We start from the raw sequence: 16,344 nt of genomic DNA, 5'->3' as shown, positions 1-16,344 counted from the left end.
TGCGACGCGACGCGCGGGTATCGCCGTCGACGACGCGGGGTCTGCGGGAATCGGCTGGTGGATGAACTCCACCGGGTTTGGAACCGTTGAATACACGTACGGAATGTCCGACGACGTGCCGTTGAACCAGGCGGCTCCCGCTGATCGAGGAGGCACCACAGATGCAGGGTTCGACCGACCAATTTATCCGTGGCGGCAGGATGGCGGCGCTCTGCGCGGGTCTGCTGCTGACCCAGCAGGCCTGCGCCGCCGACCCGGACGAAAACCCGCCGGCGGCGTCGACCGGCCCGACGTCAAGCGTCCCGGCCGGCGACCCGCAGGCCACGCCGTCGGCGACCACCGGTTCGCCAACGACGGGAGGTGGTGGCAATGGAGACGGGGCCATCCTGCGGGGTGAACGTCAGGTCGTCATCGCACCGGTCGGTTCGTCCGAGTCGATCCTGGCCGTCGACGACAAGGGGCGGCTCAACCTGACCGAAGGGTCGGCGGAGTACTCCCTGTTCGTCCTCGACCCGGCGGGCGGCGGCCGGCATCAGATCAAGACGGCGAAGGCCGGCAGCGGCGGTGAGTCCTTCTGCATGGGCCTGCGGGACAACGGCACCAGCCCGACCACCGTCGTGGCGGCCGGTTGCGACACGTCTACTGCCGGGCAGCTCTTCACGCTGGAGCGGATGCGGGCCACGGACAAGCAGGGCCGCCCGACGTACGAGATCCGTGGCGAGGGCGGTGTCCACCTGCGGACCATCGCCAGCAGCGGTCTGGTGGCCCAGCCGGCGGGTGACGAGGGGCCGGACACGACCTTCGCCTTCGTTGACAACGGCAAGGCCACGCTTCCGGAACTCGACTAGGACGAGTGGTGCCGATGTCAGGGGTCGATGTCCGGGCATGAAGAGAGAGTCGGTGTCGTACCTGTTCGCCGGATGATGCGTCGATGGGGGCGCTGCCGTTCCAAGGGAAAACGCCGGTCAGGCTCTTTGCTCACTCATCCCTTGTGGAGGTGTGGCTGCTCGTCCGACGAGCATTCCCTGCATTTCGGCCCGTTCGGCGGTGTTCGGATGGGTCTAGGTCGGGGTGGCGGGCGTTGGCGTTGTGCCAGCGCAGGTAGGCCCGCAGTTTCGGGGCGGACCTGGCGCTGTTCCAGGATCACACCGGTGCCGCGCCCGATCGCCGCGACCAGGAACACCGGACCGGTGGCGATGCGAGCGCCGCACAGCGCCTCGCCGTCCACGGCCGCGCCGGGCAGCGGCCCTGGACCTGGTCGGCAGGATCGACGACAGCGCTGGGGCGGACCCGTTCGGTGTACCTGGCACACGTGGATGCGAACTTCGCCGCGCACTTACCCGACCTTCCGCGGTCAGGATTCCTCGCAGGCCGACGCCGTGCTTGCCACCCGGCCGCATCGCGTACCTTCTCGACGAGGTCGACGACGACCCCCGGGGACGAGACGGACACGTTGTGAAACCCGGTACGGATTGCGGCCGGGACCGAGGGCATGCGGGCACCCCAAGGGAAGCTAACGATAGGTGACCTCTTCGACCGAGCCCGTCCGGATTGCTTTGTCGATCGCGGTAGCAACGTGGACGGCGTCCGCCCCCTCGCGCATCGTGATCGGCAGCGGGATTTCGCCGCGCACGGCCCGGACGAAGGCGTCGAGCTCCTCGTGCAGGGCGCCTTGGGTCTTGCCGTACATGGAAGCCGCGACCGGCACCGGGTAGCCGAGCGTGTCGCCGAAGGCCCGCATCCCCTGCTCGTGGATGTCGATGGACAGTTCGCCCCGATCGGCGACCAGGCGCAGGCGGGCGTCGATGTCGGTGGGGAAGTCGTCCGGCAGGCCCCAGGCGGCCTCGAGCTGGATGATCCCACCGTTGTCCAGGCGCAGGTTGGCGGTGACCGCGACGGCTTGGCCGCCGTCGGAGGTGCGCTGCGTCGTTTCCATTGCCTGTACGGCGGTGACGCGGCGGCCGGCGACCCAGGTGACGGCGTCGATGTCGTGAATGCCGAGGAAAAACGTGACCGACGTGCGGCCCTTGACGCGGTCGGCGACGGAGGTCTTGTTGTTGCGGCGTACGTAGCCGTGGACCACGTCGCCGATGTGGCCGGATTCGACCAGGCGGTGGGCGGTCAGGTACTTGGGTTCGAAGCGCAGCGTGTGGCCGGGCATCACGGTCAGGCCGCTCGACTCGGCGGCCTTGACCAGGTTTTCGGCCTCCTCGGCGCTGGTCGAGACCGGCTTCTCCAGCAGCAGGTGCACGCCGGCCTCGAGGATGGACAGCGAGTCCTGGTAGTGGATATCGTCCGGGGTGCACAGGCTGACCGCGTCGACCAGGCCGGAGCCCAGCAGCGCGTCGGTGGAGCCGAAGCTCGGGACGCCGAACTCGTCCGATCCGGGGAAGCGGGCGTCGGCGACCGCGGTGAGCTGTACGCCGGGCAGGTTGCGGTAGATGTCCAGGTGTTCGCGTCCGATCGCGCCGAGGCCGATCACACCGACACGCAGCATTGTCTCTCCTTGTATGGTCACTTCACGCCGCCGAACGACAGGCCGCGTGCCATGTGCTTGCGCACGAGAATCGCGAACACGACGATCGGCAGCGCGCCGATGACGCCGGCCGCGGTGAGTCGTGCCCAGTTGGTGCCGAAGAAGCTGAGGAAGCCGGCGATCGTGACCGGCGCGGTCTGGGTGCCGCCGCTGGTGAGCACCAGGGCGTAGAGGAACTCGTTCCAGGACTGGATCAGCGCCAGCACGAACGTTGCGAACAGGCCGCCCCACGCGTTCGGCAGCACGGTACGGAACAGCGTGGCCCACTCGCCGAGGCCGTCCAGCAGCGCCGCCTCGCGGATCTCCAGCGGGAAGTTGACGAGGAACGACCGGAAGATGAGCACCGCGAGCAGCGTGGCGTAGAACGTGTGGACGATGGTCAGGCCCACCACGTTGCCGGTCAGCCCGACGTGGAAGAACGTGCGGTAGAACGGCGTCAGGCTCAGCACCGGCGGCACAGTCGTCAGTAGCAGGGTGGCCAGGGCCAGGCGCGCGGCGCCGGCCGACTGCTGCGGCCAGACCTGCGTGATCAGGTACGCCAGCGGCAGCCCCGCGACGATGCCCAGCACGCTGCTGACCACGGCGACCGTGGCGCTGTTGACCATCGCGGACCCCATGGCGCCGTCGACCCAGGCCTCCCGGTAGCTGCTGAAGTCGGGAGTGAAGAACCACACGTACTGCGGGCTGAAGGCGTCGACGTCGCTCTTGAGCGAGGTGCTGATCAGCCAGAGGATCGGTGCCACGCACCAGAGGACGAACAGGTAGACGACCGCGTTCTTGACGGACCGTTTCATCGGCGCCCCTTCCGGATGCGGAGGCCCATGAGGCGGGTGGCGGTGGGGAAGAGCAGGACGAGCATGGCGAGCGAGACCAGGAATCCGAGGGTCGTCGAGTAGCCGATGTCGAACGTCTGGAAGCCCACCCGGTAGACGTAGTTGCTGATCGCCAGCGTGGAGGTGCCTGGGCCGCCCTGGGTCATCGCATTGATGATCGCGAAGGTCTTTACACTGTCGATGACCCGCAGCATCACCACGATCGACAGCACGGGGGCGAGCATCGGCAGCGTGACGTGCCGGATCAGCCGCCAGCCGGAGGCCCCGTCCAGTTGGGCCGCCTCGAACGGAGCCGGGTCGAGCGACTCCAGCCCGGCCAGCACGATGATGACGACGAACGGGGTGTTCTGCCAGACCTCGACCAGGATGACCGCCGGCAGCGCGGTGTGCGGATCGGCGAGGAACGCGTGGTCCGAGCCGAGTCCGACGGCCCCGAGCAGATAGTTGATGAAGCCCGAGGTGGGGTCGAGCAGCAGCCGCCACATCAGGCCGGCGACCACCGGGGTCAGCACCATCGGGATCAGGATCAGCGCGCGCAGCACCCCTTTACCGGGGATGCGGCCGTTGAGCAGCAGGGCGATGCCGACCCCGATGATCATCTCTAGCGCGACTCCGGCGACCGTGTAGATCACGGTCACCCGGATCGAGCTGAGCAGGGTCGGGTCGGTGAACGCGCGGCGAAAGTTGCCGAGGCCCACCCAGAGGTTCTCCGACCCGGGCTGGATCAGGTTCTCGGCGTGGGTGACCAGCCGGAAGCCCTGGATCAGGATGATGACCAGCAGCGGGAGGGCCACGACCGCGGCCGGCACGAGCAACGAGGCCCGCGCCAGCCGGGCCCTGGCGTTACGCCGACCGGTTCGCGACGTCGGTTGGTGCTGCGCCGGGGGCGCTTTGCTTGCCGTGGCGGCCGGCATGACGGGTACTCCCTTCGACCTTGCTGGGAACTGCGGCTACTTGAGCTGGGCCGAAAGGTCCTTCTGCGCTGCGTCCATGGCCGCCTGGGCGGTCTGCTCGCCTGCCAGCACCTGCGACAGCGACTGCCCCACGCGGGTGATGATGGTGTTGGCCGACTGGCCGCTGGGCAGGTAGTTGACGTTGCCCGTCTCCAGTTGCTTGAGCACGGCGTCCTGGAACGGGCCGTACTTGGCCCTGTAGTCGGCGCCCTGCAGCACGGCGGTCAGGGTCACGCCGACCGATTCGGTGGTCTTCACGGCGTTCGCCTGCACGGGCTCGCTCGTCGCCCACGCCATGAACTTGTAGGCGGCATCCTTGTTCTTGCTGAACGAACTCAGGTACAGCGCGTGGACGTTAAGTGAGTTGTTCGTGTTGCCGGTGGCGGGCGGGTTGGCGATCGCGTACGGGACGGCGGCGTAGCCGACCTTGCCCGCGACCACGGAGGCCTTGGTGTCCTCGTTGTACGGGCCGTTCGCGGTGGCGTCGATCGTCATGGCCGCCTTGCCCTGGGTGAAGGCGATGCGGTTCTGCTCCCAGTCGAAGTTGCCGACGCCCTTGACGCCGTACTTCTTGAGCAGGTCGGCCCAGAAGGCGGTGGCCTGCACGGCCTGTGGCGAGTTCACCGCGATCTTGCCGTCGGCACCGTAGTAGTCGCCGCCGAACGCGCGCAGGAAGCCCGACCAGGGGTAGACGCTCTGGATGCCGTTGGCACCGCGCAGGGTGATGCCGGCGACCTTGCCGCCCGACTTCTCGGTGATCGTCTTGGCGTCGGCCAGCAGTTCCTCCATGGTGGTGGGCGCCTTGGCGATGCCGTACTGCTCGAAGAGGTCCTTGCGGTACATCAGCCAGGTGCTCTCCCCGTAGACCGGCAGGCCGAAGGTGACGGAGTCCTTGGTCATCGGCTTGATGTAGGGCGGGTAGAACTTGTCGAAGCTGTTGTAGCTGGTGGCGGACTGCTCGTACTTGCTCAGGTCCTCGACGTACTTGGAGTCGTAGTAACCCGTGCCGTAGACGTTGTCGGTGAAGACCACGTCGTACGCGCTGGACTTCTGGGAGAAGTTGAGCAGGATCTTCGAGGCCTGGTCGGTGTACGGGACGGTTTCGATTTTGACCGAGATCCCGGTTTCCTTCTCGAACTGCGGCAGCAGTGCCTTGATGTTGTCCGTGTACGAGATGTCCTCGGCCAGCACGGTGATGGTCTTGCCGTCACCGCCGGAGGACTGGCCGCTGGTGGAACAGGCGGCGCCGCTCAGGCCGACCGTCGTCGCGATGGCCATTCCGGCAAGGCGCGTCAGGCGCCGGCGTGTGATCGATCCCTTGCCCATCCGCAGACTCCTCATTCACTCGACGGGCTCAACCCTAGGGTTTTACATGTACCATAGAGAGCCGTACGGTAGCACCGTGCACTAGCTGGCGAAAGGGGGTGACGCGGAGGATGCAGTTGTCGTTCGACGTGGGGCAGACGCGCTCCCGCGCCCGGGTTTCGGACTCCGAGAAGGTGCTCTGGGAAGGCGAAATCGAGGGCTTCTCGGCGGGTGGCAGCCCGGAAGGGCACATTGCCCGAGTTGTTGAATCTGCGGCCTCGCGCTCGCCGGTGGATGCCTTCGACACGGCCGCCGGCGGCAGCACGGGCCTGCACGGCCGCATCCCGCCGCTGGAGAAACTCGGCGCCCGGCTGCACGCGGCCGCCGGCGTACGCCACCTCTACCTCGCGGACGACGCGGTCACCTCGCACCTGGGCGCCTTCGCCGGCGAGCCGGGCGTGCTCGCCGCTGTCGGCACCGGTCTCGTGGCCCTGGGCGCCGGAAGTCAAGGGGTCGCCCGCGTCGACGGCGTCGGCCCGCTGATCGGCGACAAGGGCGCGGGCTTCTGGATCGGCCGGGAGGGCATCATCGCCGCCCTCTCCGCACGCGACGGGCGTACGGGCGGCTCCTCGGCACTCCTTGAGCGGCTGCGCGAGCAATTCGGCGACGTGGACGACGTACCCGGAAAAGTAGCCTGCGCCGCAGCACCGATCGCCGTCGTCGCCTCCTTCGCGGTCGAGGTCGCGACGGCGGCCCGAGCGGGCGACGAGATCGCCCTCGGCGTCTGGCGCGCTGCGGCCGCGCACATCGCGAACGCGGTATGCGCGGCGGCCGATGGTGCGAACCTCGGCCCGGAACTGACCTGGTCGCTGACCGGTCGGATAGCCGAGGCCGGTGACCTGCTGGAACCGGCCCTGACGACGGCCGTGGCACAGCGGTTCCCGCAGGCGTGCCGGGTCACCCCGCAAGGCACGGCGCTGGACGGTGCACGCCACCTGCCCGGCGCCGGCAGAGCGCTACACGAATCGGCCCTGGTTGCCGAATATCACCATGGATGAAGGGGACAGCAGCATGCCGTTCAACGAGCCGGGGGCCCACGGCGTCGTCATCTCCTGCCAGGCACCCGAGAGTAGCCCACTGCGCGACAGTCACGTCATGGCGCGGCTGGCCCTCGCGGCGCAGAAGGCAGGCGCCGTCGGCATCCGCGCGGAAGGCGGAGCGGACATCGCCGCCATCCGGGCGGTCTGCTCGCTGCCTGTCATCGGCATCCGCAAGCACTGGTACGCGGGCAGCGACGTCTACATCACTCCCACCAAGGCCGACGTCGACACGGTGGCAGACGCGGGCGCCGAGCTGGTCGCGCTGGATGCCACACCGCGACCCCGGCCCGGCGGTGAGACGCTGGCCGAGGTGGTCGCCCACGCCAAAAGGCGCGGGTTGAAGGTGATGGCCGACCTGTCCGGCTCCGAGGAGGCCAAGGGCGCCGTCGACGCGGGCGTGGACTACCTCGGCACCACCCTGGTTCCGGCGAGCGCCGAGGACGTACGGCCGGGCGGGCCCAATGTTGCCGTCATCCGGCGGCTGGTCGAGGCGAACTGGGGCCTGCCGGTCATCGCCGAGGGCCGATTCGCGACGCCCGGCGACATCGTCGCCGCGTTCGGGGCCGGCGCGGCCGTCGTAGTGGTCGGCCGCGCGGTCACCGATGCGTACGCGCTCGCCGGCGACATGGTCCGGGCCGCAAACGAGTTCCGTGAATCGCTCGTGGGCCCACGCCGACTAGTCTGAGGAATTCCTGGAGGACCTGACCGGAGAGGCCATGCCCGCGAAGTACGAAGCCGTGTTGCAGGACCTGTCCCAGCGGATCGCCGACATGACCCCCGGGGAGCGGCTGCCGAGCGAACAGCAACTCGCCAAGGACTTCGACGTCTCGGCGATGACCGTACGCCGCGCGCTGCAGGTCCTGATCGACGCTAAGCGCGTCATCGGCATCCGTGGCCGGGGCACCTTCGTGGCCCAGCCCACGGTCTCGAAGTTCGTGCTCGCCTCCTTCACCGAGTCGATGCGCGCCGCCGGGATGTCCGCCCGCACGGAGGTCCTCTCGGCCGGCCTCAACCGGGCCGGCAAGGAGGTGGCCGAACGGCTGGAGATCGAGGAGGGCGAGCAGGTCATCAGCCTGACCCGGCTGCGCTTCGGCGACGGCACCCCGCTCTGCCTCGAATACTCGGTGCTGCGGGCCGATCAGTTCCCGGGCATCCTCGGCCTCAACCTCGAGGGCTCGCTCTACGAGCTGCTCCGGAAGCGGTTCGACGTCGAGCTGTCGCGCGCCGAGCTGCGGATCACCGCAGTCATGGCCAGCGCCGAGGAGGCCAAGCTGCTCGGCATCGACCCGCAAGCCATCCCCTGCATCAAGGCCAGGTCGAGCAGCAAGCAGACCGACGGCCTGATCGTCGAGGACACCATCTCCATCTACCGCGGCGACCGCTACGAGCTCATCGTCGGGGTGAGCTAGCCTGCGAGATCGTCGTCGGTGCGTGTCGGCGAGTTACGAACCACGCGCTGTGAGGTCCAGGGGTGTTCCGCTCGCCGTCGGGTGGCAAGCTCGTGTCTCGTGATCGATGACTTCGCTGAGGATTATCTACACGGCCTGCTCAGGTCGATACGTCAGGCGCCGATCCGGAAGCTCGGTGGGGACGCCGTGAGAAATCCGGATCTCGTGGAGGTTCGCCCGTGAGGGCGGTCATCGTCGCGGCCGCGGTCGCGTTCATCATCTCCCTTTTCGGCACGCCGGTGGCGATTCGCGTCTTCACCGCCCTCAAGGCCGGCCAGCCGATCCGATCCATCGGCCTCGCCAGCAACCAGGGCAAGAAGGGCACGCCCACGATGGGCGGCGTCGTCTTCATTGTGGCGACCGTCTTCGCCTACGTCGCCGGGCATATCGCCCTGACCACCCTGCCCGAGCGGCAGATCGCGCAGGAGCGGCCGACCATGACGGCCCTGGTGCTGCTCGGGCTGTTCGTCTTCTGCGGCGCGGTCGGCTTCTTCGACGACCTCCTCAAGGTGCGCCGGCGCAACTCCGACGGACTGTCCGCCAGAGGCAAGCTGCTCGGCCAGGCGCTCGTCGGCGGCGGGTTCGGCATCGCCGCGCTCTACGTGCCGAGCAGGGACGGCCAGACCGTGGCCAGCGAGCACATCTCGCTCATCCGCGACATCAGCTGGCTGAACGTCGGCAAGGTCGGCGCGGTCCTGGTCATCGTCTTCGTGATCATGGCGATGTCGAACGGCGTGAACCTCACCGACGGCCTCGACGGCCTGGCCACCGGCGCGTCGATCCTGGTGCTCAGCGCGTACGCACTGATCGGGTTCTGGCAGTACCGGCACTGGTGCGCCGACGACGCGTACGCCCGCGTGACCGACTACTGCTATCAGGTCCGGGACCCTCTGGAGATCGCCATGATCGCGGCGGCGGCGGCCGGCGCGTGCGTGGGCTTCCTGTGGTGGAACACGTCCCCGGCGCGGATCTTCATGGGTGACGTGGGCTCGCTCGGGCTCGGCGCCCTGATCGGCGGGCTCGCGGTGGCAACCCGCACGACGCTGCTTTCGATCATGATCGGCGGGCTCTTCGTCATCATCACGACGACCTGGGTGATCCAGATCGTCTCGTTCCGGACCACCGGTAGACGTGTCTTCCGGATGGTGCCGTTGCACCACCACTTCGAGTTGGCCGGATGGAGCGAGGTCAATATTGTGGTCCGGTTTTGGATCGTGGCCGGCGTCTGTGTGGCGGCCGGCCTGGGCCTGTTCTACTCGGACTTCTTGGCGGTCGTTGGATAGACGCCACGCGACAAGCCTGTGTCGTGCCACCGACGGTGATCCGCCGGGCAGCCTGGTTCCCACCGGGGTGCCGGCGTCTGGCAGCAGCATCGCGGGCGCGCGAGATCACAAGAGCCTGACCTGCGGAAACGCGGCCCAGGTTCGTGCACGTGCACCCGGAGCAGGATCTGGCCGACGGGGCGGTCAAGTTCTGGTTGACCGCGCCGAGCACCGGCCGGTACCGGGCGTTCTTCGACTTCCAGGTCGACGAGAAAGGGCACACCGCGCAGTACACGATCAGCGTGGCCTGAGCGGGGCGGTGACTGCGGTGGCCTCGGCGCGGTCGGCGGCGCGGTCGAGACGGGCCTGCTCCCGCTGGTCGGCGCGGATCCACTGGCGTACGAGCAGGATCATGACGACGGCGGCGGGGATCTCTCCGAACGCCCAGGCGATGCCCGCGCCCAGGTTCTGGTCCACCAGCAGTGACGGGGCCCAGGCGGGGTGGACGGCGGTGTACCAGTCCGGGGCGATGACGGTGGTGGTCTGCATGAGCACCAGGCCGAAGAACCCGTGGGCCATCATCGCCGCCAGGTGAATGAGCACCAGGATCGGGTGGGGGACCCTCGGCCGGCCCGGGTCGACGCCGATGAGCACCCAGAGCAGCAGGTAGCCGGACACCACGAAGTGCACCAGCATGGCGAGGTGGCCGAGGTGGGAGCGCATCAGCGTGCCGAGCAGGTCACTGAAGTACAGCCCGAAGAGGCTGCCGGTGTAGACGCCGAGCGCGACCAGTGGGTGGGTGAGCAGCTTCGTGGGCCGGCTGTGCAGGGTGAGCAGGAGCCACTCCCGGGCGCCACGGACCTGCGGGTCGGCCGGGCGGCGCAGGGCGCGCAGCGCGAGGGTGATCGGGGCGCCGCCGACGAGCAGGATCGGCACCAGCATGGACAGCACCATGTGTTGCGCCATGTGGACGCTGAACAGCGCGTACGCGTAGCGGGCGACGCCGAGGCCGGTGAACGCGGCGAGCAGCAGCAGGCCGGCGAGCCAGCTGGCGGTCCGGGCGATCGGCCAGCGGTGCCCTGCCCGGCGCAGCCGCCGTACGCCGGCAAGGTAGCCGGCGGCGCCGCAGGCGGTGAGGGTGAGGAAGAACAGGTCCGGCAGGGGCTGGCCGAGCAGGTTGCCCGGGGTGGGGGCGGCGGGCATCGGGAAGCCGAGCAGCTCGGTCAGCGGGTCGGCGTCGGCGGGGTTGCCCGCCACCGGAGTGGGGCTGCGCGACAGCGCCACAGCAAGCCCCAGCGTGGTGGCGAACACGACCAGTTCCCCGGCGGCCAGCCGGGCGAACGCCCCACGCCGGCCGGCGCGCAGGGCCGGCAGGGCCCGGGACCGGTGCGCGACGCCGACCGCGCCGAGGATCACCAGCGCGACGAGCTTGCCGCCCACCAGCCACCCGTACCGGGTCTGCCAGAGCTGGTCCAGGGTGCCCAGGCGCACTGCGGCGTTGGTGAGCCCGCTGACCGCGACGGCGGCGAAACAGCCCAGGGCGAGGCGGCTGTACCGGCTGGCGGCGTCGGCGAGGTGCCGGCTGCGGCGGACCATCAGCAGAGCGGCCAGGCCGCCGATCCACAGCACCGCCGCCAGCACGTGCACGACGAGGCTACTGACCGCGATCTGGTGGTTGCCGGCCCCCGCCGCGTGTCCGGTGAACGCCGGCGGCGCCACCGCGATCAGCGCCAGCACCGCCGCTGTGGCGGCGAGCCCGCGGGACACGCCCACCCGGGCCAGCGCCGCCACGGTCAGGGCCAGCCCGGCCTGTAGCAGCAGGGCCCGTCCCTGGGAGATCGACGACGCGAAGCTGTTGACGGTGGCCGCGCCGAGCCGCTGCGGCGGGACACCCAGCAGGTCCGAGACCGTCAGTACGATCAGCGCCAGGGCGGCGACCGCCCACCCTGCGGACAGCGCACCGGCGCGACGCAGCAGCAGCCAGCCGTGCGGGGAGACGCTCGGCCCGTCCCCGGGTAGCAGGAACGCCGCCGTGACCAGCATGCCTACGGTCAGCGTGGCGAGCGCGTCGGCGAGCAGTCGGACCAGGGGCATCGCCCAGGTGGTGACCGGTCCTGGATCCGGCAGGCCGGGTATCGCGGCCGCGAGCGCCCCGCCGGCTCGCAAGGCGAACACGAGTGCCGCCCCGGCCGACACCGCAGCCGCGACCGGAACCATGATCGAGCCCATCCGGCCGATGGGGTGGATCCTTGCGCCGGGCGTCTCTAGGGCTTGGTCGTCTCCGGCCGACGTCCGGATGGCGCGAGGGCCTTCCGGGACACGGTGCGGGCGATCCTGGCCCGAACGGATTTCTGGCACGTCAATCGCCCCTATCAGGTGGAGGGCAGGCGAAACCAATACACGGAGCCCGCGCGGTCTCGGTCAGGAGGTCACGCGGCGGCGACGCAGCACCAGCGCGGCCCCGGCGACGACGGCCGCGACGGCGACCCCGCCGGCCACCAGCAGGATCGGGCCGAAGCCGTCGGAGCGGCGGGCCGAGGCCGCCGGGCTGACCGAGGCGGGCGAGCCGGCGCCGGTGTTGGCGGCAGAGGCGGCCAGGCCCGGGGTGGCACTGGCGGTCGGGGCGTTGGCGCTGGCGGCGGGGTCGGCCACGGTGAAGGAGTACGAGCCCTGCACGGGGTGCCCGTCGGCGGAGACGACCCGGTAGGCGACGGTGTAGCCGCCGTTGGCCAACGGCTGGCGGATCGTCACCGTGCCCGTGGCCCCGCTCACGGCAGGTTCGCTGGTGGGGACCTTCCGCTGGCTGGCGTCGCTGAGCACGATGGTGGTGAAGGCCGGATCCAGCTTCTGCAGGAATTTCAGGGTGATCTCCGTCGGCGGGGCGGAGAGACGAGCGTCCCGGGCCGGGTCGGCCGCTTGCAGGCTGTTGTGCGCGGCGGCGGGCGTGGCCGGCGCCAGCAGCACCGCCATGGCGGCCAGCACGGCGACGACGAGGCCGGCGCAGCTCAGCCAGCGGATTCGAGTGGGCATGACTGGCGGTTCTTCCCTTTGGTTGATGGTGGTCAGCCGAGTAGCTGCTGGCCGACCCAGCCGCCGTCGGGGCAGCCGGGTGGGATGGCGAAGACGGCGGAGCCGATCGGAGTGGTCCATTCGTTGAGCAGGTCACGTTCGGCCAGCCGTTGCTGGATGGGCAGGAACTGTCGGGTGACGTCGGCCTGGTACGAGGTGAAGATCAGCCCGCTGTCGGCGTGCCCCTCGGGCGTGGGGGTGCCGTCGTAGTTGTAGGGGCGGCGCAGGATCCTCATCCGGCCGTCGGTGACGTGCGAGCGGCTGAGGTGGGAGAAGTCGGGGATGACGGTGAGCCCGCCGGGGTCGGTGGCGGCGAAGTCGGGCTGATCGTGCTCGGCGCTGCCGGTGAGCGGGGCGCCGGTGTCGAGGCGCCGGCCGACGGCGAGTTCCCGGTCGGCGCGGCCGAGCAGGTCCCAGGTTTCCAGGTTCATGCTGATCCGGCGGACGACCAGGGTGGTGCTGTCCCGCAGCCAGGCCGGTCCGTCGGGCACCCACACGGCGGTCTCGAGCGGCCCGCCCGGCTTGGGGTTGGCGGTGCCGTCCAGTTGGCCGAACAGGTTCCGCTGGGTGCGGCCGGGTTCGGTGCCTGCGGCGCGGCGGAAGCCCTGCTGCACCCAACGGACAGTGGCGAACGGGCGGCTGTCCTTGATCAGAACGCGTTGGGCGTGGGCGACGGTGAGCGGGTCGTCGGCGCAGATCTGCAGCAGCAGGTCCCCACCGGACCAGCGGGGCTGGAGCCGATCGATCCGAAACGGCGGTAGGTCTGCCACCGACGGTGGCCGCCGGTCGGCGAGACCGGCGGCGGCGTAGAGGCCGGGACCGAAGCCGAAGGTGACAGTCAGCCGGGCGGGCAGCAGGCCGAGCTCGGGCTCGGTGTCGGCCAGCGCCGGGCGGCCCTGGGTGAGCCCGGCGGCGTCGTCGGACAGCAGGCGCAACATCCGACCCAACGCGGCCCGGTCCGTGCCAGGGTTGAGGGTGAACGCGACGAACGCCGCGTGCGCCTGCGGGTCGGTGGCGACGCCGGCCTGCCGTGCCCCGTGGAACGGCTCGACCGCGGTGCCGACCTCGGCGATCGGCACCGCGTCCGCGGGCCGGGCTTTCGGGTCGTCGGGGCGGGCGGCGGTGACGGCGGCGGCGCCGGCGAGCGCACCCGCAGTCAGGGCGCCGCCGGTGAGCAGGCCACGCCTGCTCACCGGGCGAGTGGGGGGAGTCATGCCGCCGGGCTCATGCTCGGCGTCGGCTGGTCGTGGCCGGGGGAGTAGGTCTCCTGCGCGCCGGTGAACGGCTTGGCCACGGCGGTGAACGTCTGCGTACGGCCGTCGGCGAAGGTGAGGGCGAAGGTCAGCTCGTCGCCGGCCTTCACCGGCTGCTTCAGGCCCATCAGCATCAGGTGCTCGCCACCGGGCTGCAGCGTCGTGCTGCTGTGCGCCTTGATCATGATGCCGCCCTGCTTGGGCTGCATGACCATCTTCCCGTCCTTCATGGTCATCTCGTGCAGCTCCATGGGCGAGACGTCGGTGGTGGCGGCGGTGATGGTCACGTCGGTGTCGCCGTCGTTCACGAGGGTGCCGAACGCCGCGGTCATGCCCTTGTCGGCGGCCTTCACCCACGGGTCCCGGATACCGAGGACCCCTTGTGCGGCGCTTGAGGACACCGACGCCGACGGGCTCGGCTGCGCTGGCGGCCCGTCCGACGAGCCGCAGCCGGCGACGCCGACCGCGAGGGAGGCCGCGGCAGCGGCGAGCAGGGTTGCCGGGCGACGACGGGCGCTGGCGGCGGTGGTGCGGGGCATGGGTGGTCCCCTTCGCTGATTGATTCCGTCGGGTGATTGGTCGACCCCGACAAATGGAAAGTTCCGGGACGAACGTGATTTATATCCCAGCCCTGGGTGGGGCGGTGGGCTCAGGCCACCCGGCGGTCGCGGGTTTGCGCCGTACCCGGGTGCGGCGGGAGCAGCCGGAGCTGGGCCGGTGCCGGTTCCGTTGGCTCGTCGACGCTCAGTCGCCAGCCCGGACGGTCGCCCCGCCCCCGCGCCTGCGGGCCGTCGGGCCGCAGCCGCGACCACGACAGCGCCACCACGATCGCGTACCCGGCGAGGAGGAAGCCGTGGCTGACCAGCCGGGTCGTGTCGACCCGCCCGGTCAGCAGGTCGTTGACCGACAGCAGCACCAACGTGCCCACGAACGCGCTCAACATGGGCACCAGCCCCGTCGGCCGGGTGCGCCGCGCCGCCACGAACAGGAACCCGGCGCCGACCGCCACGTTCCACGCCGCCGACTCGTGCCACAGATGCCCCGAGCCGAGCACACCCGCGTGATTGTGCCCACCGGCCGGCCCCCGGCCGACCTGCGCCAGCCCGAGCACCAGTTGCAGGGCGCCGAGGAGTCCCAGCAGGCCCCGCAGGGTGAGCATGACCCGCTTCCGGAGACCGCAGCGGGAGGGTGCGGCCCCAGGCGGCAGGGCGAGGATCGTGTCGGACAGATCCGGCCCCGGGGCGGTGACGGTCAGCCGGGCACGCCGCGTTATCGCCGCGGCCTGGTCCAGCCAGCTGCGGCAGCCGGCGCACTCGTCAAGGTGCGCGTCGGCCCCGACCTGCTCGGCGGCGGTCGCCTCACCGTCCAGTTGTGCCGACAGAATCTCACGCCACTGCTCACACCCCACGTACCGGTAGTCGCGGCCGCAGCCCGACTGGTTCCCACACGCGGTGCGTTCCGGGTCACTCCGCAGCAGGTCGGGCCCAGCTCAGCCCGCGGAATCGCCCGGCTCCCGCCGCCGACCGACCGGCTGGGAGTTCACCGAGCCAACGAGGTCCGCGCGGGCCCGGGCCACCCGGGAGCGGATCGTCCCGACCGGGCAACCGCACACCTCCGCCGCCTCCGCGTAGGACAGCCCCAGGACCTGCGTGGCGACGAACGCCTCCCGCCGGTCCGCAGGCAACGCCGCGATCAGGCGCTCCAACACCACCTGCCGATCGAACCCGCTACGCGAGGCATCGGGGATGTCGAAGGAGTCCGACATCGGCACCGTGCGGGGCCGGACCGATGCCGTGCGGACATGGTCGACAGCGACCCGCCGGGCGATAACGAGCAGCCACGTCAGCGCCGACGAGCGTGCGGCGAACGACGGCAGCGACCGCATCGCCCGCAGATAGGTTTCCTGCGCCAGGTCGTCGGCCTCCGCTGGAGAGATCAACGCGGCAAGGAAACGACGCACGGAGTGCTGAGTCGCCCCGACAAACCGGGCCGCCGCGTCCCGGTCACCGCGGCCCGCCGCTAGCGCCCACAGGGTGATATCCGCGTCATCAGTCACCCTGATACCTCCGCGTCGGACCCGCCACGCAGCCGCTCGCCTTCAAAAACGACGACCTGTAGTAGTTCCGTGCCAGAGTACGGCACCGCCGGGGCTGCCGTAGGTGCCGCACGCCCCACCTGTCGTAGGCAGCGTGTGGAAGGCCCTAGCCAGCGGTTTTGGCGATGATGCGATCCATCTCCTCCGGATCGAAGGCCCGCAGGGTCGCGGTACGGACGTTGCCCGCTCCGCCGAGCTGCAGGAGCGCCGCGGCGGCGGTTTCGTCGTCGGGCGCCTCGACGACGGCCACGAGGTCGTACGGACCGACGGTCCAGTAAATCTTCAGGAGCTTCGCCCCGAGATTCTGGGTCGCTGCGGCGAAGGCCTCGGCGCGCTTCGCGGTGTCCTTGTAGCCTCGGATCCCCTGATCGGTCCAGTTCAGCAAGGCGACATACGTCGGCATGGTCCTTCACCTCCATGAAGAGACCTCATCGTAAAGGCCGATTCTGGGCATAATGACCGAAACCTGCATCAAGTGCGCACCAGATTG

The 16,344-nt window shown here is 70.1% G+C and carries 17 protein-coding genes; 6 read left to right on the top strand and 11 right to left on the bottom strand.

Annotated features, from left to right (window positions below):
• Positions 1-161: 161 nt before the first annotated feature.
• The gene (locus JD77_RS10425; RefSeq protein ID WP_145774090.1) at positions 162-848 is read left to right on the top strand and encodes a hypothetical protein; all 687 of its coding nucleotides are present in this window, start codon (positions 162-164) and stop codon (positions 846-848) included.
• A gap of 665 nt (positions 849-1,513) precedes the next feature.
• Here JD77_RS10425 and JD77_RS10420 read toward each other — a convergent pair.
• Genes JD77_RS10420 through JD77_RS10405 form a run of 4 tightly spaced genes read right to left on the bottom strand, consistent with a single transcriptional unit; the run spans position 1,514 to position 5,600 of the window.
• Positions 1,514-2,482 carry a Gfo/Idh/MocA family protein gene (locus JD77_RS10420; RefSeq protein WP_170286418.1) on the bottom strand — a complete coding sequence of 323 codons (969 nt, stop codon included), beginning with the start codon at positions 2,480-2,482 and terminating at the stop codon, positions 1,514-1,516.
• 32 nt (positions 2,483-2,514) lie between these two features.
• On the bottom strand, positions 2,515-3,330 hold the full coding sequence (locus tag JD77_RS10415; RefSeq protein ID WP_145774088.1) for a carbohydrate ABC transporter permease: 816 nt from the start codon (positions 3,328-3,330) through the stop codon (positions 2,515-2,517).
• Positions 3,327-4,283 (bottom strand): carbohydrate ABC transporter permease, encoded by a 957-nt coding sequence (locus JD77_RS10410; RefSeq protein ID WP_145774087.1) that lies wholly within the window; start codon positions 4,281-4,283, stop codon positions 3,327-3,329. The genes JD77_RS10415 and JD77_RS10410 overlap by 4 nt, the downstream gene beginning before the upstream one ends.
• 36 nt (positions 4,284-4,319) lie before the next feature.
• Complete coding sequence (locus JD77_RS10405) at positions 4,320-5,600, bottom strand: ABC transporter substrate-binding protein (RefSeq protein WP_170286417.1); 1,281 nt, start codon at positions 5,598-5,600, stop codon at positions 4,320-4,322.
• A 164-nt stretch (positions 5,601-5,764) separates the two neighbouring features.
• Between JD77_RS10405 and JD77_RS10400 the strand changes: the two genes are divergently transcribed.
• The 5 genes from JD77_RS10400 to JD77_RS31985 all read left to right on the top strand — a co-directional run bounded on the left by JD77_RS10400 (position 5,765) and on the right by JD77_RS31985 (position 9,748).
• The gene (locus JD77_RS10400) at positions 5,765-6,685 is read left to right on the top strand and encodes an N-acetylglucosamine kinase (protein ID WP_170286416.1); all 921 of its coding nucleotides are present in this window, start codon (positions 5,765-5,767) and stop codon (positions 6,683-6,685) included.
• Positions 6,678-7,412 carry an N-acetylmannosamine-6-phosphate 2-epimerase gene (locus JD77_RS10395; RefSeq protein ID WP_211372529.1) on the top strand — a complete coding sequence of 245 codons (735 nt, stop codon included), beginning with the start codon at positions 6,678-6,680 and terminating at the stop codon, positions 7,410-7,412. The genes JD77_RS10400 and JD77_RS10395 overlap by 8 nt, the downstream gene beginning before the upstream one ends.
• A 31-nt stretch (positions 7,413-7,443) precedes the next feature.
• Positions 7,444-8,136 (top strand): GntR family transcriptional regulator, encoded by a 693-nt coding sequence (locus JD77_RS10390; RefSeq protein ID WP_145774084.1) that lies wholly within the window; start codon positions 7,444-7,446, stop codon positions 8,134-8,136.
• Between the two features lie 218 nt (positions 8,137-8,354).
• Positions 8,355-9,458, top strand: coding sequence for a phospho-N-acetylmuramoyl-pentapeptide-transferase (mraY, locus tag JD77_RS10385; protein WP_145774083.1), 1,104 nt, complete (start codon positions 8,355-8,357; stop codon positions 9,456-9,458).
• A 149-nt stretch (positions 9,459-9,607) separates the two neighbouring features.
• Positions 9,608-9,748 carry a hypothetical protein gene (locus tag JD77_RS31985; protein ID WP_170286415.1) on the top strand — a complete coding sequence of 47 codons (141 nt, stop codon included), beginning with the start codon at positions 9,608-9,610 and terminating at the stop codon, positions 9,746-9,748.
• Here JD77_RS31985 and JD77_RS10380 read toward each other — a convergent pair.
• The 7 genes from JD77_RS10380 to JD77_RS10350 all read right to left on the bottom strand — a co-directional run bounded on the left by JD77_RS10380 (position 9,735) and on the right by JD77_RS10350 (position 16,257).
• Positions 9,735-11,666 carry a bifunctional copper resistance protein CopD/cytochrome c oxidase assembly protein gene (locus JD77_RS10380; RefSeq protein ID WP_145774082.1) on the bottom strand — a complete coding sequence of 644 codons (1,932 nt, stop codon included), beginning with the start codon at positions 11,664-11,666 and terminating at the stop codon, positions 9,735-9,737. The genes JD77_RS31985 and JD77_RS10380 overlap by 14 nt on opposite strands.
• Positions 11,667-11,858: 192 nt before the next feature.
• Positions 11,859-12,467 (bottom strand): copper resistance CopC family protein, encoded by a 609-nt coding sequence (locus tag JD77_RS10375; protein ID WP_145774081.1) that lies wholly within the window; start codon positions 12,465-12,467, stop codon positions 11,859-11,861.
• 32 nt (positions 12,468-12,499) lie between these two features.
• On the bottom strand, positions 12,500-13,720 hold the full coding sequence (locus tag JD77_RS10370) for a Dyp-type peroxidase (protein WP_145774080.1): 1,221 nt from the start codon (positions 13,718-13,720) through the stop codon (positions 12,500-12,502).
• The gene (locus tag JD77_RS10365; protein WP_145774079.1) at positions 13,717-14,298 is read right to left on the bottom strand and encodes a copper chaperone PCu(A)C; all 582 of its coding nucleotides are present in this window, start codon (positions 14,296-14,298) and stop codon (positions 13,717-13,719) included. Before JD77_RS10365 ends, JD77_RS10370 begins: the two co-directional genes overlap by 4 nt.
• Before the next feature lie 110 nt (positions 14,299-14,408).
• Entirely contained in the window at positions 14,409-15,167 is a 759-nt protein-coding gene (locus tag JD77_RS10360) for a zf-HC2 domain-containing protein (RefSeq protein WP_145774078.1), read from the bottom strand.
• 81 nt (positions 15,168-15,248) lie between these two features.
• Positions 15,249-15,815, bottom strand: a complete 567-nt coding sequence (locus tag JD77_RS10355; protein WP_145774077.1) for a sigma-70 family RNA polymerase sigma factor — start codon at positions 15,813-15,815, stop codon at positions 15,249-15,251.
• A gap of 145 nt (positions 15,816-15,960) precedes the next feature.
• Complete coding sequence (locus tag JD77_RS10350; protein ID WP_145774076.1) at positions 15,961-16,257, bottom strand: GYD domain-containing protein; 297 nt, start codon at positions 16,255-16,257, stop codon at positions 15,961-15,963.
• Positions 16,258-16,344: the final 87 nt, after the last annotated feature.

Origin of the sequence: Micromonospora olivasterospora, assembly GCF_007830265.1 — a bacterium.
Classification (GTDB): domain Bacteria; phylum Actinomycetota; class Actinomycetes; order Mycobacteriales; family Micromonosporaceae; genus Micromonospora; species Micromonospora olivasterospora.
This window is presented reverse-complemented; position numbering and strand designations above follow the sequence as displayed.

Excerpts from the sequence above, each read along its gene's own strand:
- JD77_RS10395 (WP_211372529.1), top strand. The coding sequence starts at position 6,678 with ATGGATGAAGGGGACAGCAGCATGCCGTTCAACGAGCCGGGGGCCCAC.
- JD77_RS10410 (WP_145774087.1), bottom strand. The coding sequence starts at position 4,283 with ATGCCGGCCGCCACGGCAAGCAAAGCGCCCCCGGCGCAGCACCAACCG.
- JD77_RS10370 (WP_145774080.1), bottom strand. The coding sequence starts at position 13,720 with ATGACTCCCCCCACTCGCCCGGTGAGCAGGCGTGGCCTGCTCACCGGC.
- JD77_RS10405 (WP_170286417.1), bottom strand. The coding sequence starts at position 5,600 with ATGGCCATCGCGACGACGGTCGGCCTGAGCGGCGCCGCCTGTTCCACC.
- JD77_RS10380 (WP_145774082.1), bottom strand. The coding sequence starts at position 11,666 with ATGGGCTCGATCATGGTTCCGGTCGCGGCTGCGGTGTCGGCCGGGGCG.
- JD77_RS10390 (WP_145774084.1), top strand. The coding sequence starts at position 7,444 with ATGCCCGCGAAGTACGAAGCCGTGTTGCAGGACCTGTCCCAGCGGATC.
- JD77_RS10415 (WP_145774088.1), bottom strand. The coding sequence starts at position 3,330 with ATGAAACGGTCCGTCAAGAACGCGGTCGTCTACCTGTTCGTCCTCTGG.
- JD77_RS10350 (WP_145774076.1), bottom strand. The coding sequence starts at position 16,257 with ATGCCGACGTATGTCGCCTTGCTGAACTGGACCGATCAGGGGATCCGA.
- JD77_RS10425 (WP_145774090.1), top strand. The coding sequence starts at position 162 with ATGCAGGGTTCGACCGACCAATTTATCCGTGGCGGCAGGATGGCGGCG.
- JD77_RS10375 (WP_145774081.1), bottom strand. The coding sequence starts at position 12,467 with ATGCCCACTCGAATCCGCTGGCTGAGCTGCGCCGGCCTCGTCGTCGCC.
- JD77_RS10365 (WP_145774079.1), bottom strand. The coding sequence starts at position 14,298 with ATGCCCCGCACCACCGCCGCCAGCGCCCGTCGTCGCCCGGCAACCCTG.